Source organism: Acetobacter sp. UBA5411 (genome assembly GCF_002409645.1).
In the GTDB taxonomy this organism is placed as follows: Bacteria; Pseudomonadota; Alphaproteobacteria; order Acetobacterales; family Acetobacteraceae; genus Acetobacter.
On the sequence record NZ_DHNR01000005.1, the window covers coordinates 1 to 19,523 of the forward strand.

17 protein-coding genes are annotated in these 19,523 nt (G+C 57.5%); 7 read left to right on the forward strand and 10 right to left on the reverse strand.

Features of this window, described 5'->3' with window-relative positions; all coding sequences use genetic code 11:
* Window positions 1-67: 67 nt before the first annotated feature.
* The gene (locus tag B3759_RS00880) at window positions 68-478 is read left to right on the forward strand and encodes a ketosteroid isomerase-related protein (RefSeq protein WP_099347707.1); all 411 of its coding nucleotides are present in this window, start codon (window positions 68-70) and stop codon (window positions 476-478) included.
* A gap of 203 nt (window positions 479-681) precedes the next feature.
* Window positions 682-1,770, forward strand: coding sequence for a GlxA family transcriptional regulator (locus tag B3759_RS00885; protein ID WP_291362763.1), 1,089 nt, complete (start codon window positions 682-684; stop codon window positions 1,768-1,770).
* 147 nt (window positions 1,771-1,917) lie between these two features.
* On the opposite strand, the gene sthA is transcribed toward B3759_RS00885, so the two are convergent.
* The 4 genes from sthA to B3759_RS00905 all read right to left on the reverse strand — a co-directional run bounded on the left by sthA (window position 1,918) and on the right by B3759_RS00905 (window position 6,921).
* Window positions 1,918-3,402: a Si-specific NAD(P)(+) transhydrogenase gene (sthA, locus tag B3759_RS00890; RefSeq protein ID WP_291362765.1), complete on the reverse strand. Its 1,485-nt coding sequence runs from the start codon at window positions 3,400-3,402 to the stop codon at window positions 1,918-1,920.
* A gap of 710 nt (window positions 3,403-4,112) precedes the next feature.
* Window positions 4,113-4,748: a helix-turn-helix domain-containing protein gene (locus B3759_RS00895; protein ID WP_291362767.1), complete on the reverse strand. Its 636-nt coding sequence runs from the start codon at window positions 4,746-4,748 to the stop codon at window positions 4,113-4,115.
* Window positions 4,749-5,003: 255 nt separating this feature from the next.
* A complete protein-coding gene (locus tag B3759_RS00900; protein ID WP_291362769.1) occupies window positions 5,004-5,897 on the reverse strand; it encodes a Hint domain-containing protein in 894 nt (297 codons plus the stop codon).
* Window positions 5,881-6,921: a Hint domain-containing protein gene (locus tag B3759_RS00905; RefSeq protein WP_291362771.1), complete on the reverse strand. Its 1,041-nt coding sequence runs from the start codon at window positions 6,919-6,921 to the stop codon at window positions 5,881-5,883. Before B3759_RS00905 ends, B3759_RS00900 begins: the two co-directional genes overlap by 17 nt.
* Window positions 6,922-7,073: 152 nt before the next feature.
* Here B3759_RS00905 and B3759_RS00910 point away from each other — a divergent pair, with 152 nt between their 5' ends.
* Complete coding sequence (locus B3759_RS00910) at window positions 7,074-7,400, forward strand: recombinase family protein (protein ID WP_349679284.1); 327 nt, start codon at window positions 7,074-7,076, stop codon at window positions 7,398-7,400.
* A 171-nt stretch (window positions 7,401-7,571) separates the two neighbouring features.
* Here the strand turns inward: B3759_RS00910 and B3759_RS00915 are convergent, their stop codons facing one another.
* Entirely contained in the window at window positions 7,572-8,510 is a 939-nt protein-coding gene (locus B3759_RS00915; RefSeq protein WP_099347704.1) for a LysR family transcriptional regulator, read from the reverse strand.
* A gap of 118 nt (window positions 8,511-8,628) precedes the next feature.
* Here B3759_RS00915 and B3759_RS00920 point away from each other — a divergent pair, with 118 nt between their 5' ends.
* The 4 genes from B3759_RS00920 to B3759_RS00935 are packed head-to-tail and all read left to right on the forward strand — an operon-like array spanning window position 8,629 to window position 13,634.
* On the forward strand, window positions 8,629-10,266 hold the full coding sequence (locus tag B3759_RS00920) for an MFS transporter (RefSeq protein ID WP_291362774.1): 1,638 nt from the start codon (window positions 8,629-8,631) through the stop codon (window positions 10,264-10,266).
* A 17-nt stretch (window positions 10,267-10,283) separates the two neighbouring features.
* The gene (locus B3759_RS00925; RefSeq protein WP_291362776.1) at window positions 10,284-11,360 is read left to right on the forward strand and encodes an HlyD family secretion protein; all 1,077 of its coding nucleotides are present in this window, start codon (window positions 10,284-10,286) and stop codon (window positions 11,358-11,360) included.
* Complete coding sequence (locus B3759_RS00930; RefSeq protein WP_408736430.1) at window positions 11,347-12,891, forward strand: efflux transporter outer membrane subunit; 1,545 nt, start codon at window positions 11,347-11,349, stop codon at window positions 12,889-12,891. Before B3759_RS00925 ends, B3759_RS00930 begins: the two co-directional genes overlap by 14 nt.
* The gene (locus tag B3759_RS00935; protein WP_291362777.1) at window positions 12,888-13,634 is read left to right on the forward strand and encodes a pirin family protein; all 747 of its coding nucleotides are present in this window, start codon (window positions 12,888-12,890) and stop codon (window positions 13,632-13,634) included. Before B3759_RS00930 ends, B3759_RS00935 begins: the two co-directional genes overlap by 4 nt.
* A 3-nt stretch (window positions 13,635-13,637) precedes the next feature.
* Here the strand turns inward: B3759_RS00935 and fghA are convergent, their stop codons facing one another.
* The 5 genes from fghA to B3759_RS00960 are packed head-to-tail and all read right to left on the reverse strand — an operon-like array spanning window position 13,638 to window position 19,522.
* Window positions 13,638-14,489, reverse strand: coding sequence for an S-formylglutathione hydrolase (fghA, locus tag B3759_RS00940; RefSeq protein WP_291362780.1), 852 nt, complete (start codon window positions 14,487-14,489; stop codon window positions 13,638-13,640).
* 10 nt (window positions 14,490-14,499) lie between these two features.
* On the reverse strand, window positions 14,500-15,612 hold the full coding sequence (locus B3759_RS00945; protein ID WP_010667027.1) for an S-(hydroxymethyl)glutathione dehydrogenase/class III alcohol dehydrogenase: 1,113 nt from the start codon (window positions 15,610-15,612) through the stop codon (window positions 14,500-14,502).
* Window positions 15,613-15,648: 36 nt separating this feature from the next.
* Window positions 15,649-16,413 (reverse strand): electron transfer flavoprotein subunit beta, encoded by a 765-nt coding sequence (locus B3759_RS00950; RefSeq protein ID WP_291362785.1) that lies wholly within the window; start codon window positions 16,411-16,413, stop codon window positions 15,649-15,651.
* Window positions 16,410-17,630, reverse strand: coding sequence for an electron transfer flavoprotein subunit alpha/FixB family protein (locus tag B3759_RS00955; RefSeq protein ID WP_291362787.1), 1,221 nt, complete (start codon window positions 17,628-17,630; stop codon window positions 16,410-16,412). Before B3759_RS00955 ends, B3759_RS00950 begins: the two co-directional genes overlap by 4 nt.
* Complete coding sequence (locus B3759_RS00960; protein WP_291362789.1) at window positions 17,627-19,522, reverse strand: DUF3483 domain-containing protein; 1,896 nt, start codon at window positions 19,520-19,522, stop codon at window positions 17,627-17,629. Before B3759_RS00960 ends, B3759_RS00955 begins: the two co-directional genes overlap by 4 nt.
* Window position 19,523: the final 1 nt, after the last annotated feature.

Consider the following 19,523-nt stretch of genomic DNA (forward strand, 5'->3'; position numbering starts at 1 on the left):
TGTGCAAAGTTCCCGATCTATAAACATTGATTCTCATCGGTTTTCTCATAAGATTTCAGGACATTTCATGACACAGGCTACGACCCGGACTCTGATCGAGTCCTATTACGCAACCTTCAACGCAGGAAACCGTGATGACTTCCTTGCCTTGCTCGCCGACGACGTCATCCACGACATCAATCAGGGCGGAAGAGAGATCGGGAAGGAAGCGTTCCGCGCTTTTCTGGGGCGCATGGACCGCTGCTACAAGGAAACCATTGCCGACATCGCGGTGATGGTGAACGAAGACGGCACACGTGCTGCTGCCGAGTTCATGGTGCATGGAGAATACCTCTCCACAGATGACGGACTGCCTGAAGCGAAAGGCCAGACCTATCTTCTTCCCGCTGGAGCATTTTTCTCCGTGCGTGACGGCAAGGTGTCGAGAATCTCCAACTATTACAACCTCCCGGAGTGGGAGCGTCAGGTTACAGCCTGACACAGCATGAAGGCGACACGCACTCTGCCAGCAATCATACGTGTCGCCGTTCGAACGCATTCTGTCGCTTTTACGAAAGTCCGTCCTCACATAGCTTGCAGTTCGAAAAAGCATTTGTTGGCGGCTCTTTATTCGTTCTACAGTCAGAACGAATAAGTCGGCGATAGTCAGTCGTGCGGACTCTGAACGGCTGGAGGTGCAGTATGTTGCAACGGAAACAGTCGCTACCAACTGAAACGCCAAGCTTGCGTGTCGGAATCATTCTGGCGGAGAATTTCACTCTGTCAGCCTTCTCCCTGTTCATCGACCACCTCCGCCTTGCCGCCGACAAGGAGGACAAGAGCCGCCCTATCCTGTGTAGCTGGCAGATCATGAACAGCCGCCCGGAATCCATTCGCGCCAGTTGCGGCATTTCCGTCAGCCGGACATCGGACCTGATCAACCCAGCCGAGTTTGACTATATCGCCGTCGTGGGTGGTCTGCTGCATGGACGCAGGCAGGTGGATGAAGCAGCCATACGCTATCTGCAGAAGGCGGCCAGTCTCGGCATACCGCTGATCGGCATTTGCACGGGCGCTTTCGTGCTGGCGCGGGCTGGTGTGATGAGTGGTCGTACCTGCTGTGTCAGTTGGTATCATCGTCAGGATTTTCTGGAAGAATTTCCTGATCAGCAGGTGACCAGCGAGCAGATGTATCTGGTTGATGGCGACCGCATTACCTGTTCGGGTGGTGGCGGAACGGCAGAACTGGCGCTGCATCTCATTGAAAAGCATCTGAGCAGACCGCTAGCGCGCAAAGCCAGTCATATCCTGCTGCTGGATCGCCCCCGTCGTGGGGATACGCCGTCCCTTCAGCCTCACCCGCCGATTAGTGAAGATATTGAGCATGTGGTTGATCAGCGGGTCAGGCGCGCAATGATGGAAATGGAGCAGAACATGATCGACCCGCTCCCGATCAGTTCCGTCGCCAAACGACTTGGCATTTCCTCGCGCCAGCTGGAAAGACTGTTTCAGTCAGTGCTGGGAATCCGTCCTGCGGCGTTCTACCGGATGATCCGGCTGCGCTATGCCCGGTCCCTTCTTTCTCAGGGGGAAATGTCGATCACTCAGGTCGCGATCGAAACCGGTTTTTCCGATTGCGCGCATTTTTCACGCCAGTTCAAGACCATGTTCGGTCATTCACCGAGCTCGGTAAAAGGACGGAGTGAGCAGACACCACTTTCCCTTTCCCCGCTTCTTGCCAGCCTGAAGTCCCGGGAACGAGCAGGCGTGAGGTTGTTTGAATCGACCTGATTGCGCGGCCAGTCATGAGAAAATGCTAAAATTTTCTCATGACTGGCACATTCCAAGGCTTTTTGGAAAAAGCTTTACCAAAAACTTCTGCATGATTTACAGAAATCTTCTCACACAGCCTCAAAAACTCTCCTAACAAACTACATCTCACCCTTTTTCTGCCGAAACTTTCTTTGCTCGACGGGGAGCTGAATCCTCAGGCGAAACAGCCGGAGGTTCTCCCTCCCCTTCGTGACGGGGTGTAATTCGGTTCCACACATCCAGAGCCGCACTTTTGTAGGCTTCGGCAAAGGTTGGATAATTGAAGGTCGCTTCAATAAAATACTCGAAGCTGCCATCAAAGTTCAGAACGGCCTGACCGATGTGGATCAGTTCGGTCGCCGCTTCTCCGACAATATGCACACCGAGAAGTCTGTGCGTCTCCAGACAAACGATGATTTTCAGAAAACCGCCGCGCTCGCCCATGATCTGACCACGGGAGGTTTCGCGAAAACGGGCAATCCCTGTTTCGTAGGGGATTTTCTTTTTCCGGACTTCTTCCTCCGTCATCCCCACCATGGAGATTTCGGGAACCGAGTAGATTCCATAAGGGAAAAACTTCGGAGCCGGAGGCACAGGCTGGCCACAGGCGTGACAGGCTGCAATGCGGCCCTGCTCCATGAATGTCGAAGCCAGAGCCGGAAAGCCGATCACATCGCCCGTGGCGTAGATACTGGGCACGCTGGTCTGGAATGTCACCGGATCAACAGTGAGACGTCCGCGATTATCCGCTTCCAGCCCCGCGGCAGCCAGATTGAGGCCTGCGGTCGCACCCTGCCTGCCGCCTGTATAAAGCAGCACGTCAGCACGAACCCGTCGTCCCCCTTCCAGAATGGCGACGGGCTGTTCGGCCTCGATCACAATGGATTCCAAGGCGCTGCCGAGGCGGAAATTGACGCTCTGGTCACGCAGCTGGTGAACGAACTCATCCACCACCTCACGATCGATGAAATCGAGAATATGGTCACGCTGATCAATGATGGTGACACGCACATCCAGCGCACTGAAGATGGTCGCATATTCGATGCCGATCACACCCGCGCCAACAACGGTCAGTGAGCGGGGAATACGTTCCAGACTGACCATACCGTCACTGTCGATGACGCGTTTTCCGTCAAACGGAATATTTCTTGGTCGATGCGGTACGGACCCCACCGCCACGACAATCGCCTTGCCGCTGACGATACGACGGTTTTTTTCGTCATCCTCGATTTCGACCGTATGCGGTCCCATGAATCTGGCGTTGCCATATTCCACGGTAATGCCGTTGCGGAGGAACTGGTGTTCCAGAATATCAACCTCGTCCTGTAGGGTTTTACCAAGACGCATGTCGAGATCCTGCGCCCCGATATCCTGCTTGACCCGATAGTTGATCCCGTAAATTCCGCGTTCCCGCCAGCCGGTCAGATTGAGCACCGTTTCCCGCAGGGTTTTTGACGGAATGGTCCCGGTGTGAACGGAAACACCGCCCAACTGTCCGCGTCTGTCGATGATCAGCACGGAGCGTCCGAATTTGGAAGCCTGAACGGCAGCCCGCCGACCTGAAGGTCCACTCCCGATGACGATCAGGTCATAATCAAACGATTCAGCCATACGCTCTTGCCCGCCTGTTTCCATCTGCAATCATGACGCATAGCCGCATGAAGGGTTCCGCTTTGTAAGCCAACAGATGTTACTGACCGCTTTTGCTCACCAATAGGCAAGCCTCAAGGCTTGTGACAAGTCTCTAACTTGCATTGCGATATAACTAACTCTCATTCAATGGATGATATTCTAGTGATCAAGGTTTGTTTAGCTTACAAGTTTTTGCACGGCTGCGAGAAGCGCCTAGACTGCGGCTTCTTTTACAGCCTTAAGTTCCAATCTACCTTCAACGACTGACAGAGCAATAAAGGCTGACAGTTGATCTTTTACTTGATCTACCGCCTACTCAAATGACGTCGAACTTTTGAATGTTTTATCCGTGCTTTCCCGTCTGATTCGCTGCATCGCCTCACACACTTCTTGGCTTAACAGCGGTGGCGCTGCCCCTCATCCGACACGAAAGTATAAGACGCCTCAATCAAAAATCCATAACACAGGCGCTAGCTGTGCCTTCGTATATCCTCACTTTTCCCAAGAGCAAACACTGGATACGTCGTTCCATCATAAAATACCATGTAAGCCGTGAATAACATTTAGCTATCTACAAGTCCCAGCAGACGTCTTACTAAAAGACTCCTGCCAACATCAAGGAGCAAGACATTCCGGACCAACAAATAATTCAGCTACAATCGAAGCTGTCGCATAAGAACAATCGCTGTTCATGACTGAGCCAAGGAACTGTAGAGATGCCACAATTGGTTTGTGAAAGGGTCGCCTCTCCGGCGAAGGACTGACTGCGCTGATGCCCTTATTTCAAGCCAACGCATCACCTCCGCCCGAGACGTTATATCCACCACTCGAAACAAACCGAGTAGACGCCTGTCTTCTAGAGAAAGTTCTTCAAACGTCTCTCCATTTTTTGACGATGCACTCCTGATCAATGTATCAAAATCCACTCCAATAGCAACAGCAACTCGTGAAAGATTCCTTATTGAGCACCCGCGTTTTCCGCCTTCCCATAACGCGATAGCAGCACGAGATAGACCCGTTTTTTGCGCTACATCTCCCTGTGAAAGACCAGCCTGCACCCGTTGTATCAGCAGGCGCTTTCCAATTTCCTCATCAGAAGCTCTTGCCCATGACTGATGCATGTCGCATTCAAAGAGAATCGCTTGCTGTACCCGAATCCAGCCAACAAAATCCGCGATTGCTACAGCCTGAAGGAAGCATCTGTCCGTCCGCTTTTCTTCACGGAAAGCAACTGAATGTCCTTCCACAAGTATAACACGACGATTCACAACATGATCTGAGTTCTTACCCCAGAGCTGCCCTGCTTGTAGACGAATACTCGTCATGGTCAGGTCCTCCTGAATACGAGAAACATCAATGCTCCCCATAGAATTGAGCTGAGAATGATTGCGAAAAAAATTCCTCTGAATGGTCTGAGAGGATCATCGACCTCCCGTCTAGGAGATAATCCCCTCAGACCCTCAATATTTTTCATGGTCGACAAAACTTTCGTGTCTGCCGTTCAATATATTTCCGGACAACAATATGGGGTTTCTTCTGAAAAATGCTCCGTTCTCCGACAGGGAACGGAGCGCGCAAATCTAGACTGACACTCGCATGAGTTCTGTGTCCCGACCTGCCATTAGATATGGCCCAGCGGCCATAACCCGCATAATCAACATAGCCACTCCGGCGGAAGGACGCTTGCCGAGCGGGAGAACAGCATTACCTGTAGTCCAGCGCGCTTCTGTTCCTTCCAGCCCGTGCCATCCTTCAACCTCAGTATCCGCCAGATGACTGGTTACGGACACCCTCCGACCACTTTCGAAGAGAGTAATTTCACCAATAGCCACACCCAACTGGCGACGATCATCGACAAAAGGACCAATCACATCAGTTGGACGACTGGCTTTGGAAATAATACGCACCTTCTCAACGGATGCTGGGATCATAAACATAATATACCCGTCATGCTCACGCACCTGACGTATAGTAGCTCCAGCTTCCGTCACAAGGTGCATATCCGCATCTTCCGTAAGAACTGGCTGCCCTTTCTTCCATTCCACCCGAGCAACCTCAGCACGTTGGTCAATCGCCCGAAATAGCGGTTCCACAAAATTCCGCGCGACAGTTAACGACGCTCCACCGTCTTTCTCCCAAGATTTTTCTCTTCCGCCACCCAAAACTGCAAGGTTTCCATGCTGTTTGAACGATGACCTGTTACCTGTATCAAGGTAACTTTCCGTTAGCACCCCATCCGCCCAGATGACTGAGTGCGACTCTGTCTCGACATGGTAATAGGTATAGCTAGTGATTGTTTTATCGTAGAAAATTGACCTTCCGTTCACTAGCATCCGAACCGGAACAAAGCTTTCTTCAAAGAACAAGCAATGTTCCGGCGTGATCAACATATCCTTATAAGGCACACCGTCTGCGATTGCGTCCTTCAGCACACGAACAGGATAACCCGCCTCATCGTCAGGAAGCCCCCCCACGGACAACAACTTTCTGATTACCAACCCACGTAACCGCCCTACTGATCTCCGCGTTATTCCGCCAGTCAAATACTGACAACACATCACCAATCTGCACATCCTCAACAGCAACTTCACCTTTAGATGTTCGGATCATGCTGCCAACAAGGAAACAAGCACCAATGTAGGTATTGCCATTAGCATAAGTGATCCGCAGCGGGTTTGTCTCCAAATCAGCCGAATTGACTGAGTTATTGTAAGTGCCCACAGGAACATTTGCCCCTGACGCAACCGTGACCGTGTATTCGGCTGACTGCGTCCCGTCACTTCCAATCAGAGTAATAGTGCGTGTATCACCGCTGCCGGAGATAATATATCCGGAAACAGGCGCAACCGTATTCTGTATTTCGATCGTATCTTTAGATGGGTCATATCCGGCAATTGTCGTGCCTGACAGATTGAGGAACACACCACCGCCATTCAGAACAAGTGTGCCACCACCTGTCGTAAAATTAACCGTCGTTCCTTGAAGCAGGCTAACCAACTGAGTGTTGCCGTTATAAGTTCCGCCATAACCAATATTGATAGTTGAGCCGCTCAAGGCACCGGCTACTAGACCACCCGAAAATGAAGCCGTGCCGCCATATACATCCACCGTAATTGCTGTAGCGGCATTGACCAGAAAATTAATATCCGTGGTTCCACCAATCGTAAAAACAGGCGCAGAAAGAGCAGATAGAACAATATCAATAGTACCCGTAGATCCAGGGACCGACACCCAGTCTCCACCGATTACAGAAACAAGACTGCCGTTGACCGCACTAGTTCCGGTCTGGATATGATATCCACGCAAAAGAGAGTCAGGAACCCCCGTTAATGTTTCAACCGTATTTCCACTTGAATCTGCAATTGTTACGTTGGAAGCACCCAGACCCGCGTCAGAGATAGTCCACGTCGTTTCAACGATCTTGTTGCCGCTGGCGTCAAGAACGTAATTACCCTGAGAATCCGTTTCGTATGTGTAATACGTCCCTACGCTACTCATAGCCGACCTCTCACAAATTGTGAATTTTGCAAACGTAAAAACCGAACATTTGCGTTTCGTGACCTCCTAAACTTACCCTATCTCGCCGACTACTGTTTTGCAAGCAATTTAAAGATAGAAAAAACAAAACACACAAAAAGCCTCTCTCAAAAATCACGCAAAAAGGAGCACAGTTCTACTCACTTGCGGAGCCGTGGGCAGACACGGCAACAAGCACGGGTCGCCTGATGCTTGCCGTTCTGGGCGGGTTGGCTGATGTTGAACGTGATTTGATCCGCACACGCACTGCGGAAGGACGTGCCCGCGCACGAAACGCAGGCGTCAAGATGGGACGTCCAACACGCATTACCAATATTCAGCGTCAGGAAATCAAGATCCGACGTTTGGCTGGTCAGCCATTGAAAGAAATTGCTACTGACTTTGGAATCAGCCTCAGCACCGTATCACGTATAGCAACAGAAAAAATCACGAAACAGTGATATTTTGTTTTTATTAACCCATATTACAATACACACCATCAAAATAACCCCATATTATGGTAATTACATAATTTCATAAATAATAATATTTTTAAATATTCAGATAATCATAATAAATATATAGCCATTTAATAGAAACCGAAATATTGTCTAATCTGCAATAATGACACCTTACACTTTGATGTCCTTGTCAGGTTCACTGGTGAAAATACCGCGAGAAACCCGGAACAGCGTCTCGCGTAGCCATCGATGCACCGGGTCCGTGTCGCGCCGCGGATGCCATGCCTGAAACGCCTCGACATAAGGCAGGGACAACGGAAATGCGAAGGCCGCCAGACCAAGCGCGTCCATGGAGATATGCTGCAACACAAGATCCGGGACCGCCAGAATGAGGTCCGTATCCTTCATGCTCTCGACCATGGCGTGATAGTTCGGCACCACCATTACGATACGGCGGGTCAGTCCGTAATGATCACGCAAGGCCCAGTCGATCGGTCCCCGCGCTCTGCCTCGGCGGGACACGCTGATATAATCGTACAGCACCATGCTGTGCGGCGTGATCGGCTCGGCCAGAATGGGATGACCTTTCCGGACAAGCCCGTACATCTGGTGACGGAACAGTGTCTGTCTCCGGATTTCCGGCTTCATGCTGTCGGTCGCGCCGATGTAGAGGTCGATACTGTTGTGACGCAGAGGATCGGACGCCGGATCATCAACTTCCGGCGCAAAAACGATCTCGCATTTTGGACATTCCTGACGTAGCGCGCGCAGCAGGGGCAGTCCAAGCGCTGCCACGATCAGATCATTGGCGCGGATGGTGAAGGTCGGCTCCATGTTGGCCAGATCGGCCATAACCTGCGTCTCGATCAGACTATCCGCCGCGCGGACGACTTCCTGCACCCGATCCAGAATACCGGCGGCGAAGGATGACGCTGTCATTCTGCGACCAGACTGAACAAGAATGGGATCGGAAAAGACCGTCCGCAACTTGGCCAGATGACGGCTCATCGCCGGTTCGCTCACCTTGAGGCGACGCGCAGCGACCGAGACGCTTTCCTCCTCGATCAGCACCTGAAGGTAGCGTAGCAAATCAAGATCATAGCCTCGCATCCTTCCAGCTATAGACTTCGTCCAGCGCAGGGACCAGCATTAACCGTTCCGGAAAGTGGAATCATTGCCTATCCGAAGTGAGGGTTTTCACTGCCGGTTTCCTGATGATTATGCGCGCATGACCATCGTAGCCCCCGCACCGGCAACCGGCGCGCCCGTCATCCATGCCGCGCCGCCGATGCCGTCCTACATCCCGCCGTTCGGCCTGCGGACCGTGATCGGCTGCCTCGGCATGCTGTTGGCCGTACATGTGGCGGGATTCAACGAGCACGTCACGGAAATCGGCCTGTCCGATATTCGCGGCGCGATGCACATCGGTCACGATGAAGGCACTTGGGTCATCGCCATCTACGAGGCGTTCAACATCGCCGCCATGGCCTTCACACCGTGGTTCTACATGACGTTCTCGATCTACCGCTTCTCCATCTTCATGACGGCGATGCTGGCGCTACTCTCCATCCCGGCCCCATTCATGCCGGACGTCACATCGCTCTGCATCCTGCGCGCCTTTCAGGGTCTCGCGGGCGGCTGTCTGCCGCCGGTGCTGATGACCGTCATGCTGAAATACCTGCCACCGCCAATCCGCGTGTTCGGCATCGGCGGCTACGCCATGAGCGCGACCTTCGGCCCGAATCTTGGCCTGCCACTGGAAGCGTTCTGGTTCGAGCATGTCGGCTGGCACTGGCTTTACTGGGAGATCATTCCCACGGCGGCGCTCGCCATCGCCATGATGGCGTATGGCCTACCGAAAGACCCAATGCATTTCGAGCGGTTCGAGAAGTTCAACTGGTTCGGCATTCTGGTCGGCCTGCCCGCCATCTGCTCACTGGTCATCGTGCTGTATCAGGGTGACCGGCTAGACTGGTACCGCTCCCCCATCATCACCAACCTGACCTTCTGGGGACTGGCCGCCTTCATTGTGTTCGTCATCAACGAGGCCTATCACCCCAGCCCGTATTTCCGCATCCAGTACTGGAAATCCCGCAACATTCAGGCATCGCTGCTGTCGCTGGTGGGCATTCTCGCCATCTGTTCCATCATGGGCGGCATTCCGGCGACCTATCTGGAAGCGGTGCGTGGCTATCGCCCTATTCAGGCTGCTCCTGTTTCGTTAGTTGTGGCCCTGCCTCAGCTCATCATGCTGCCGCTGATCGCCGCCATCTGTAACAGCCGCAAGGTGGACTGCCGCTTCGTGCTGGCGGGCGGGATGCTCTGCCTCGCAGGCTCGGCCTATCTTGGCACCTGGCTGACAGTGGACTGGGTGCGCGACAATTTCTACCTGCTCCAGATCCTTCAGGTCTTCGGCCAGCCCATGACCGTCATCCCCACGCTCATGCTGGCGACCATGGCCATGGGACCGGCGGACGGTCCCTTCATCTCCGGCATGGTGAACATGCTCAAGGGGCTGGCCAACGCCGTCGCCTTCGCGCTGTTCTCCGCCTCCACGCGCCGTCGCGAGCAGTATCACTCGACCATGCTGCTCGATCACCACGGCACACACGGTCTCGCCCTTCAGGGCATGGGCGACCCGATCAACCAGCAGCTTTCGGTCACGTCGCCGGACAGCGCCCATGTCGCCCGTAATTCGCTTCAGGTCTTCCACACTTATGTGCATGAGCAGGCGCTCGTACTGGCGCTGAACGACATCTACTACGTGCTGATCTGGGTCTGCCTCGGTTACGCCGTCATGAATCTCATCCTGCCGCACCGGGTCTATCCGCCCCGTGCGCCCTCACCCAATGCTCCAGCCCGCTGAATCCGGAAACAGCCGTCATGATCTATAAAAAACCCCTTCTCTATGCCGGATGCGCGGCGGTGGTGCTGGTTTGCGTCGCCTGGGGCGGCGCACGCTTCGTCAACGGCGACGGGATCAACCAATACACCAACGACGCCTATGTCACCGCCGACTTCACGACTGTCGCGCCCAAGGTCGCCGGGCGTATCGACCGCGTAATCGCGCAGGATAACGAACAGGTCCGCGCGGGTGAGGAACTGGCTCACATCGAGGACGACGATTACCGCGCAGCCCTCGACGTGACGAAGGGCAACGTGCTGGCGGCACAGGGTGACGTGACCAATCTGGAAGCGGAACTGGCCCGGCAGGATTCCGTGATTGCCGAAGCCCGCGCGGCTGTTCTCGCCGATCAGGCCAACCTGCTGTTCGCACGCCAGAACACCACCCGTTACCGCAACCTGTCAGCGGGTGGCGCGGGCACCATCGAGCAGAAACAGTCGTCCGAAGCACATGAGAAGGAAGAACAAGCCGCCATCGCCCGCGATCAGGCCGGTGTTGACGCCGCTGTCCGGCAGATCGCCGTCCTCAAGGGACAGCTTGAGCGCGCACGTGGTGTCCTGCTCCGGGCGCAGGGCGATGAGAAACAGGCCGAACTGAACCTCTCCTACTGCACCATTCCCGCCCCGGTTGACGGTGTGGTCGGCGAGCGTGGCGTGCGCGTGGGTGCCTATGTCCATCCGGGCACCGGCATCCTCGCCGTGGTGCCGACACAGGCGGCCTATGTGCTGGCGAACTTTCAGGAAACGCAGCTGACGAAGGTGCAGACCGGACAACGCGCGACCATCTGGGTCGATACGTTCCCCAACCATCCGCTGAAAGCGCATGTCGACTCCCTCGCCCCCGCGACGGGTGTGGCCTTTGCGCCGATCCAGCCCGACAACGCCACCGGCAACTTCACCAAGGTCGTGCAGCGTATCCCGGTCAAACTGACCTTCGACGCCGACCAGCCTCTCGCCGCCAAGGTGCGTGTCGGCATGTCAGTGGAAGTGAACATCGACACCAGTTCGAAGCCGGAAGGCCCGCACGCCGGAGATAACCGCTATGTCTGGCACTAATCCATTGCGGCAGGCTCTCCTTTCCGGGCTGGGGCTGCTGGCTCTGGCGGGCTGCACGGTCGGACCGGACTTTCACAAGCCACAGGTGGCCACGCCGGAAAAATGGCGCGATCCCCTGCCCGTCGCCGAAAGCCGGGTCACCACCGCGTCCACCGATCCGGCTTGGTGGAAACTGTTCAACGACCCGATCCTGACCCGTCTGGAAAACGACGTCGCGGCGTCGAACCTCGACCTGAAAGCCGCGTCCTTCCGTCTGGCGGAAAGCACGGCGGAACGACGCATTGCCAGCGCCGCGCAGTTTCCGCACATGGAAGCCAACGGCTCCTATGCCCGCGAACGCGCCAGCACGAACGGCATCCTCGGCCTGATGGGCACGATGGAACGGGCAGAAGCCGGTAGCATCGCGAGTGGCACACAGGGTTTCGGACCTGTGGCGCTTCCCGGCGGGGTCGGCAATCCATCCTTCAATCTGCCACAATACGGTCTGAACGCCTCGTGGGAAGTCGATCTCTGGGGTCATGTCCGCAGGCAGGTTGAAGCCGCGACGGCCGCCATGCATGGCACTCAGGAGATGCAGCGCGATGTTCTGGTCTCGCTGATGGCGGAGACAGCCCAGAACTATATCGATCTACGCGCCACACAATCGCAGATCGACATCCTGAACCACAATATCGACATCGCCCGTCACAGTGTGCAGCTGACGACGCTGCGGTTCGATCAGGGTGCGGCGACACAACTGGATGTGGCCGAGGCGACCGGACAACTTCACAGTTTTGAATCCCGCCTGTCTCCGCTGAAAAGTCAGGAAATCCACCTTCTCAACGCGTTGAGTTTCCTTGTAGCGCGTGAACCGGGCGCGCTGAATGCGGAACTGGGCAAGCCTGCCGCTGTCCCGCCCGTCCCGGCGGAAGTGCCAGCCGGTCTGCCCTCCGAACTGGCTGAACGACGCCCCGATATTCGCATGGCCTCGGAACGCCTGCATGCCGCGACCGCGAATATCGGCGTGGCCATCGCCGACTTCTTTCCGCGCGTCACCCTGTCCGGCAGTCTGGATGTGCAGGCGCTTCAGTTTAGCGGACTGGGTTCGTGGGCCTCCCGGCAATATGGGTTTGGTCCGACCGCAACGCTGCCGATCTTTGAGGGTGGTCGTCTGACCGGCCAGCTTCGTCTGAGAAAGGCGCAACAGCAGGAAGCTGCAACCCTCTTCCAGCGCACCACCCTGAAGGCGTGGCAGGAAATCGACGACGCCATGGCCGCCTTCACCGCCGCGCAGAACCAGCGGGACCGACTGGCGGAAGCGGTGCATGAAAACGAGATCGCCGTGGAAACAGCAAAAGCACAGTATGTTGAAGGATCATCGGACTTCCTGAACGTCCTGACCGTGCAGAATGCGCTTCTGGCCTCCCAGAGCGCTCTGGTCGATGCGACGGCACGCGTGGCACTCTCTGTCACGCACCTTTACCGTGCGCTCGGAGGAGGCTGGGAGACCCTTTACCCGGCGGCCGCCAGCAACAGGAACATGCCCGCATGAACGCAGCCAGAATGATCATCCGTCGGTCTGAATCTCTTGGCACAGCGCATTCCGGCGGCGTGACGCTTCGATGCCACTTCGCCTTTGCGGACTGGCAGGACCCGACGCATGTTCATGAAGGCAGTCTGCGAGCCGTAAATCTCCTGTCGCTGCCTGAGGGAGAGCGTTACCGGATCGGGCCTGAATCCAATGTGGAGATTCTCACATGGGTCGAGCGTGGGGCACTAACTACGAAAACTGATGATTTTTCGCGTGAAAATCTGAAACCGGGTGATCTGCACCTTGTCAGTACCGGTCTGGGATGTTCATCGCTGGAATGGGAAGCAGCACAGGGAGGAGCGGACTGCCTGCAGTTCTGGCTGCTTCCGGATCAGAACAACAGTGAACCGGCGCAGGAAGTCCGACAGGGTTTTCCTGAAACGCAGGACGGCGCTTTCCGTATCCTGGCCTCCGGTTTTCCAGAAGATGATCCCGAAGAAGGTGAGACCATCGCGGACGGTTCGCCGATCACCCTGCAAACCCGCGCCCGTCTTCTGAGAGCAACCCTGCCAGCCAATGAAGGCGCTGTTTACCAGACAACGCCGGGACGCGATCTTTATCTGATTGTCATCTCGGGGCATGTCACGATCAAAGACGCCGTTCTCTTTCAGGGTGATGCCGCCGCTTTTGAAAACTGCGAAACCTTCACGGTCATCGCGCAGGAAAAATCCGTCCTGTTGCTGACGGATGTTCCTGCGATCTGAGTGTCAGGCCCCTTTCAGGATCTTCACATGGTGGTTCATGTGATCTTCGATAAAGGTCTGAATAAACCAGTAGGAATGATCATATCCGGCATGGCGACGTAGCGTGAGCTTCTGGCCCGCAGCCTTTGCAGCCTCCTCCAGATGCCAGGGCTGGAGTTCGCGCTCAAGGAACTGATCGCCATCCCCCTGATCCACAAGGATCGTGGTCGGGTGCGTGTGACCAGCTTTTAGAAGCAGAGTGGCGTCATGCTGCGCCCATGCTGCCTTGTCCGGACCAAGATAGGCCGTAAAGGCTTTCTCGCCCCACGGCACGGCGGCAGGATGCACGATCGGAGCGAAGGCCGACACGGACTTCCACTTTTCCGGCGAGCGGAGCGCATGGACCAGCGCGCCATGACCACCCATCGAGTGACCGCAGATACCCTGCCGTGTCGTATCAACCGGAAACTGGCTTGCGACCAGTTTCGGCAGTTCCTCACTGATGAACGTGCCCATGCGATAATGCGCGCGCCAGGGTGTCTGCGTGGCGTCCAGATAGAACCCGGCAGCAACGCCAAGATCCCAGCTATCCGTCTCACCCAGCACATTCGCGCCACGCGGGGATGTATCGCACGCCACCAGAGCGATGCTGTGCTTCGCCGCAAAACGAACGATGTTCGACTTGATCAGGAACGTATCCTGCGTGCAGGTTAGTCCTGCCAGCAGATACAGCACGGGAACCGGCTTTTCCTTGCTCGCGCCTTCAGGGATGAAGACACCGAAGGTGGTCGGAAGCCCGAGGGCCTCCGACTGGACCGTGTAGAAGCCGAGTTCGCCCCCGCAGCAGACGTGTTTCGATGCTGTTGTCAGGGTCATGTCCTGCTCCTCAGAATTCGACGACAGTGCGGATGCTCTCGCCACGCGTCATCATGTCGAAGCCCTCGTTGATTTTCTCAAGCGGGAGCTTGTGCGTGATGAGATCGTCGATATTGATGCGGTTTTCCATGTACCAGTCAACAATTTTCGGCACATCGGTTCGCCCGCGCGCGCCACCGAACGCCGAACCGATCCAGCGACGGCCTGTGACAAGCTGGAACGGACGGGTGCTGATCTCCTGTCCCGCACCGGCAACACCGATGACCGTGGACACACCCCAGCCACGATGGGCGCATTCAAGAGCCTGACGCATCAGGGTCGTATTGCCGACGCACTCGAAGGTGTAGTCAGCGCCACCGCCCGTCAGTTCGATGATACGACCAACGACATCGCCGTCCGGCAGATCCTTCGGGTTGACGAAGTGCGTCATGCCGAATTTGCGGGCCATTTCCTCACGGGCCGGATTGATGTCCACGCCTATGATCTTCTCGGCGCCCACCAGCTTTGCGCCCTGAATTACGTTCAGGCCGATGCCACCAAGACCGAACACGGCGACCGTGGAGTTAGGCTCAACCTTGGCGGTAAAGATGACAGCGCCGATACCCGTCGTCACACCGCAGCCGATGTAGCAGATCTTGTCGAACGGCGCGTCTTCGCGGACCTTCGCCAGCGCGATTTCCGGCAGAACCGTGAAATTGGCGAAGGTCGAGCAGCCCATGTAATGATGGATCGGCTGTCCCTTGAAAGAGAAGCGCGAAGTGCCGTCCGGCATCAGGCCCTTGCCCTGCGTTGCGCGGATGGACGTGCAGAGATTGGTCTTCTGCGACAGGCAGGATTTACACTCACGACATTCCGGCGTGTAGAGCGGAATGACATGATCTCCCGGCTTCAGGTGCTTCACGCCTGCACCGACTTCACGAACGATGCCCGCGCCTTCATGGCCGAGAATGGCGGGGAACAGACCTTCCGGGTCAGCGCCGGACAGGGTGAACTTGTCCGTATGACACAGACCGGTCGCCTTGATCTCGACCAGCACTTCACCCTCGCGCGGGCCTTCGAGCTGGACCGTCTCGATCTCCAGTGGCTTGCCGGCTTCAAACGCTACCGCAGCTCTTACGTCCATTGCGCTTTTCTCTTTCTTTCTCTGTTACTTCAATGATCAGGCTTCGGGAGCCTGACCGGCATTGGGCAGAACACCCAGAGCACGAAGATGCGCGACAATCGCGCGCGCAGCCTCGTGCGGATCGGGATCGACCATAAGCTGGCCGCCTCCGCTGTCCTTCGATGCGCCCGAAATCAGTTTCGGTCGCCTGCGATAGGGACGAAGCGTTCCTGCCTCTTCATCAGCAGAAACAGGGTGAACCGTAACGACCTCTTCGTCCACCCGCGTTTCCCGCTGACGGGCAAACACAAAAGCGGGAACACAACGGGCTGCCTCCGGAACGGTGACGACACAGGGGAGCGTCACCGACACAGGTTTGACCGCTCCTCTTGCCCGAAACTGCGCAAGAGCCAGTTGACCGGCAGCAGTCTGCTCCATGGGTGCGCCAATATCAGTGGCGATAGGCCAGTCGAGCGCCTGTGCAAGCTGATATGGCAACAGGCCGGTATCACTCCCACCACGACCGCGCGAAGCAGCCAGAACGAGATCCGGCCCACCATCAGCGAACAGGGCGTGGGTTTTCACTGCTTCGGCCAACGCCTGCACAGGATCAGTCTCCCCCCCCTTCAGGCAGAGAATGTGCGTAAGGCCATAACCACCATATTCCGCCAGAGCCGGGCTGGCCGGTCCGGCATGCAGGCCGATCATCTGCGCGACGCCAAGTTCCCGCGCGAGTCCAATGGCGCGGATTTCCCCCGGCACGGGCGCTGGACGACCCGAGACCGGATCAATCCCGGCGGATAGAAGAATGACAGCCTTCATGCGCCCTTCTCCCCATATTCAGCGGCAAGAACCTCACACAGCGCAGGCATAACGGCCTGCGCATCAGCAATGATAGCGAGGCCGGCACGGGCCACCATGGCCGCGTGAAGGTCTGTGTTGACCGCCACAATATGCTCCACACGCCCTAGCCCCTGAAGATGCTGCGGCGCTCCGGCAATACCCAGCGCGACGTAGCACAGCGCGTCGAGGATCGTACCGGACGCCCCCACCTGCGTCGAACGCGGCATGTCGCCATTGTCGCACACCACGCGGCTCGCCCCCGGCGTTGCGTGCAGGGCGCGGACGGTCGCGTGGAAACTGGCAAAATCCGTCACGCCCCGCCCTGCGGACACGACAAACGGCGCATCCCCGAGATTCATGGTGGCCGGATCGGCAGGAATGACTGTGCCGACCGTCATGCGCGCAGACGCCGGAACCGGCCCTTCAATTGTTTCTTCCAGCGGCAGAATTTCGTGCACGTCGCCTTCCCATGCTGGCACACGATCTGGCGCAAGCGTCATCAGAGGCGCTAGACCGCCCACCCATTCCTGACGTCCTGCGCCACACGGGCGAATGACCTGTTTTGGCCCCAGCACCTCAATCCCCGGCAGCAGGCCAAGGCCGGTGCGAGCGGCAAGACGCCGTGCCATGTCAGCGCCTTCCTCGCTTTCCGGCAGGAGAACGTGACGTGGCGACAACGCATCCATCACGGTGACGAGTTCCGCCACGCGCGCGTCAGGATCAGAACCACCGGAAAGCGGCACAAAGCGATCTGCTCCTGCCTGACCGAGCGATGCTTCATCGACAGTCTCACCGACGACCACGACCGCGCCGCCTCCGGCATCCGCCAGCTTGCGGGCCGCGCCCAGCACCTGACGATCCGACCGGTCGAGCCGACCATCGGGCAGGTCGGGCACAACGATGATGAAAAACTCCGGCTGTTCGACACGGATTTTCTTCACGACAGTTGCGTTTGAAGCAGCACTTCCCGCCATCTGACCGACAAGACCTGACCGAACGAGACGCGCCCGACCATCCCGTCCCGTCGTCAGAAGTCGCTGTCGTTCCGCACGCGGATCACGCCGCAGACGACCGGAAGGCGATGTCATCAGCCCATCCGGCGTGGCGCTCATGTCGTAACGCTGCCGCCCGTTTCCCGGCACAAGACGGGCCGCCCGTTCGGCACGCGGATCTCGACGGAGACGGATCGCGTTCATGCGGGCACCACCGCTTCCAGCACGAGTTCGGCGATGTCCTTCACCTCGGGGCGCGGTTCCGGCACGCCCTCCAGCATGGCTGTGCAACCGGGGCATCCGACCGCGACAATCGCAGCACCGACCTCAGCAGCCTGCCCCATGCGGATGTCGGGAATACGCTGCTCGGCATCGACATCGCTGACCGGATTGCCGCCACCGCCGCCACAACACATGGACTGCTTCCCGTGCCGCTCCATCTCAACCGTCGTCTTGCAGGCTGCGGCCAGCAGGCGACGCGGCGCATCGAATTCGCCATTGTAGCGTCCGAGATAGCAGGGATCGTGATAGGCGACGGACGGCAGATCGCGCGCATCGAGTTTCAGACGGCCCACACTGACCAACTCGTCGAGGAACGTCGTGTGATGCACCACTTCCCACTTGCCGCCGAGCGCGGGATATTCGTTCTTCAGCACGTTCAGCGCATGTGGATCAGCGGTGACAATCCGCTGGAACCGGCGGCTGTTCAGTGTGCCGATGACTTCCGCCGCCAGCCCCTGAAAGGTCGCCTCATCGCCCAGACGCCGTGCCAAATCGCCGCAATCCAATTCGGCTTCACCTAGAATGGCGAACTTCACGTCCGCCAGACGTAGCAGCTTCACGAGCGCGCGCAGCGTGCGGGCGTAGCGCAGTTCATACGCGCCATCGCCCAGCCACAGCAGCACGTCCGTCTCATCCTCTTCGGTGAGAACCGGGACATTCTCGCCCGCCAGTCCATCCGCACGGGCGGACAGCGAACGGCCACCGGACTCACCGGTGTCACGCAGGCGGCGCAGCGCATCCGCGGCTCCGGGACGAACCTCGCCCAGCATGAGCGTCTGGCCACGCCGGAGATCGACGATGGCGTCCACATGCTCGATCATCATCGGGCATTGTTCGACGCATGAGCGGCAGGTGGTGCAGGCCCACAGCGTATCGGGATGGATCATCGCATCCGCGCCGATAATCGCGCTGGTCATGCTCCCCTTGCCCGCTGTCGCTGGTGCATTCGGCGCGGGTGAGCCGGTATAGACGCTGGCATCCTCACCACGGGCGGACAGCGCCAGTCCCTGAATGAGCGCCTTCGGGTTCAGTCTCTGTCCAGCGGCGAAGGCGGGACAATGCTGTTCACACCGTCCGCACTCGATACAGGCATCGAAAGATGCAAGAATATTCCACGCAAAATCACTGGGAACGAGCGCACCAAGGGTAGGAGCCGCGAGATCCAGTGGACGCAGATCGGTGCTGCGACCGCCCCCGAACCGCTCCGGGCGCGAATGGGCCGCCAGCCATGTCACACCGGAAAACGCATGGCGCATCGGACCGCGCGCCACCTGCACGACAAGTCCCGCGCCACCGGCAGCCATCATGGCGAGAGGCACGAGTGCGACGCCTGTCCTTCCCGGCATGGCGACATGCACCAACGCGACAAGCGCGCCGCCGAGATTCCACGCCAGCAGAGCATTCGGCAGCCACAGAAATTTGCCCCCCGAAAGCCAGGACGGTTTCCTCGGGTTACGGCGTTTCCACACGAGATACGTGCCGCCAATGGCCGTGACGAAGAACACCCCGACACTGCCCCAGTAAAGGCGGCTTTCACGGAGCGCGGGAATCGCACCAGCCGCGAGAACCGCAGAGCCGGCTAGTGTCCCCCCTGCAACCAGCGCATGCATTGGAGCCGCACCCTTGCGACGCTCGACGGCGTGATGGACATCCACGAGATAACGCTGCGGCACAGCGGCGAGCCCGCGGATCATGTCCTTGGGGCTGGCTTTTCCTTTACGCCAGCGCCGGACCATCGGCACGGCGGAGACCGCGAGCGCGCCTGCCATGCCCCAGACCAGTCCGGAAGCGAGGAGACCTGTCCTCCCGGCCACT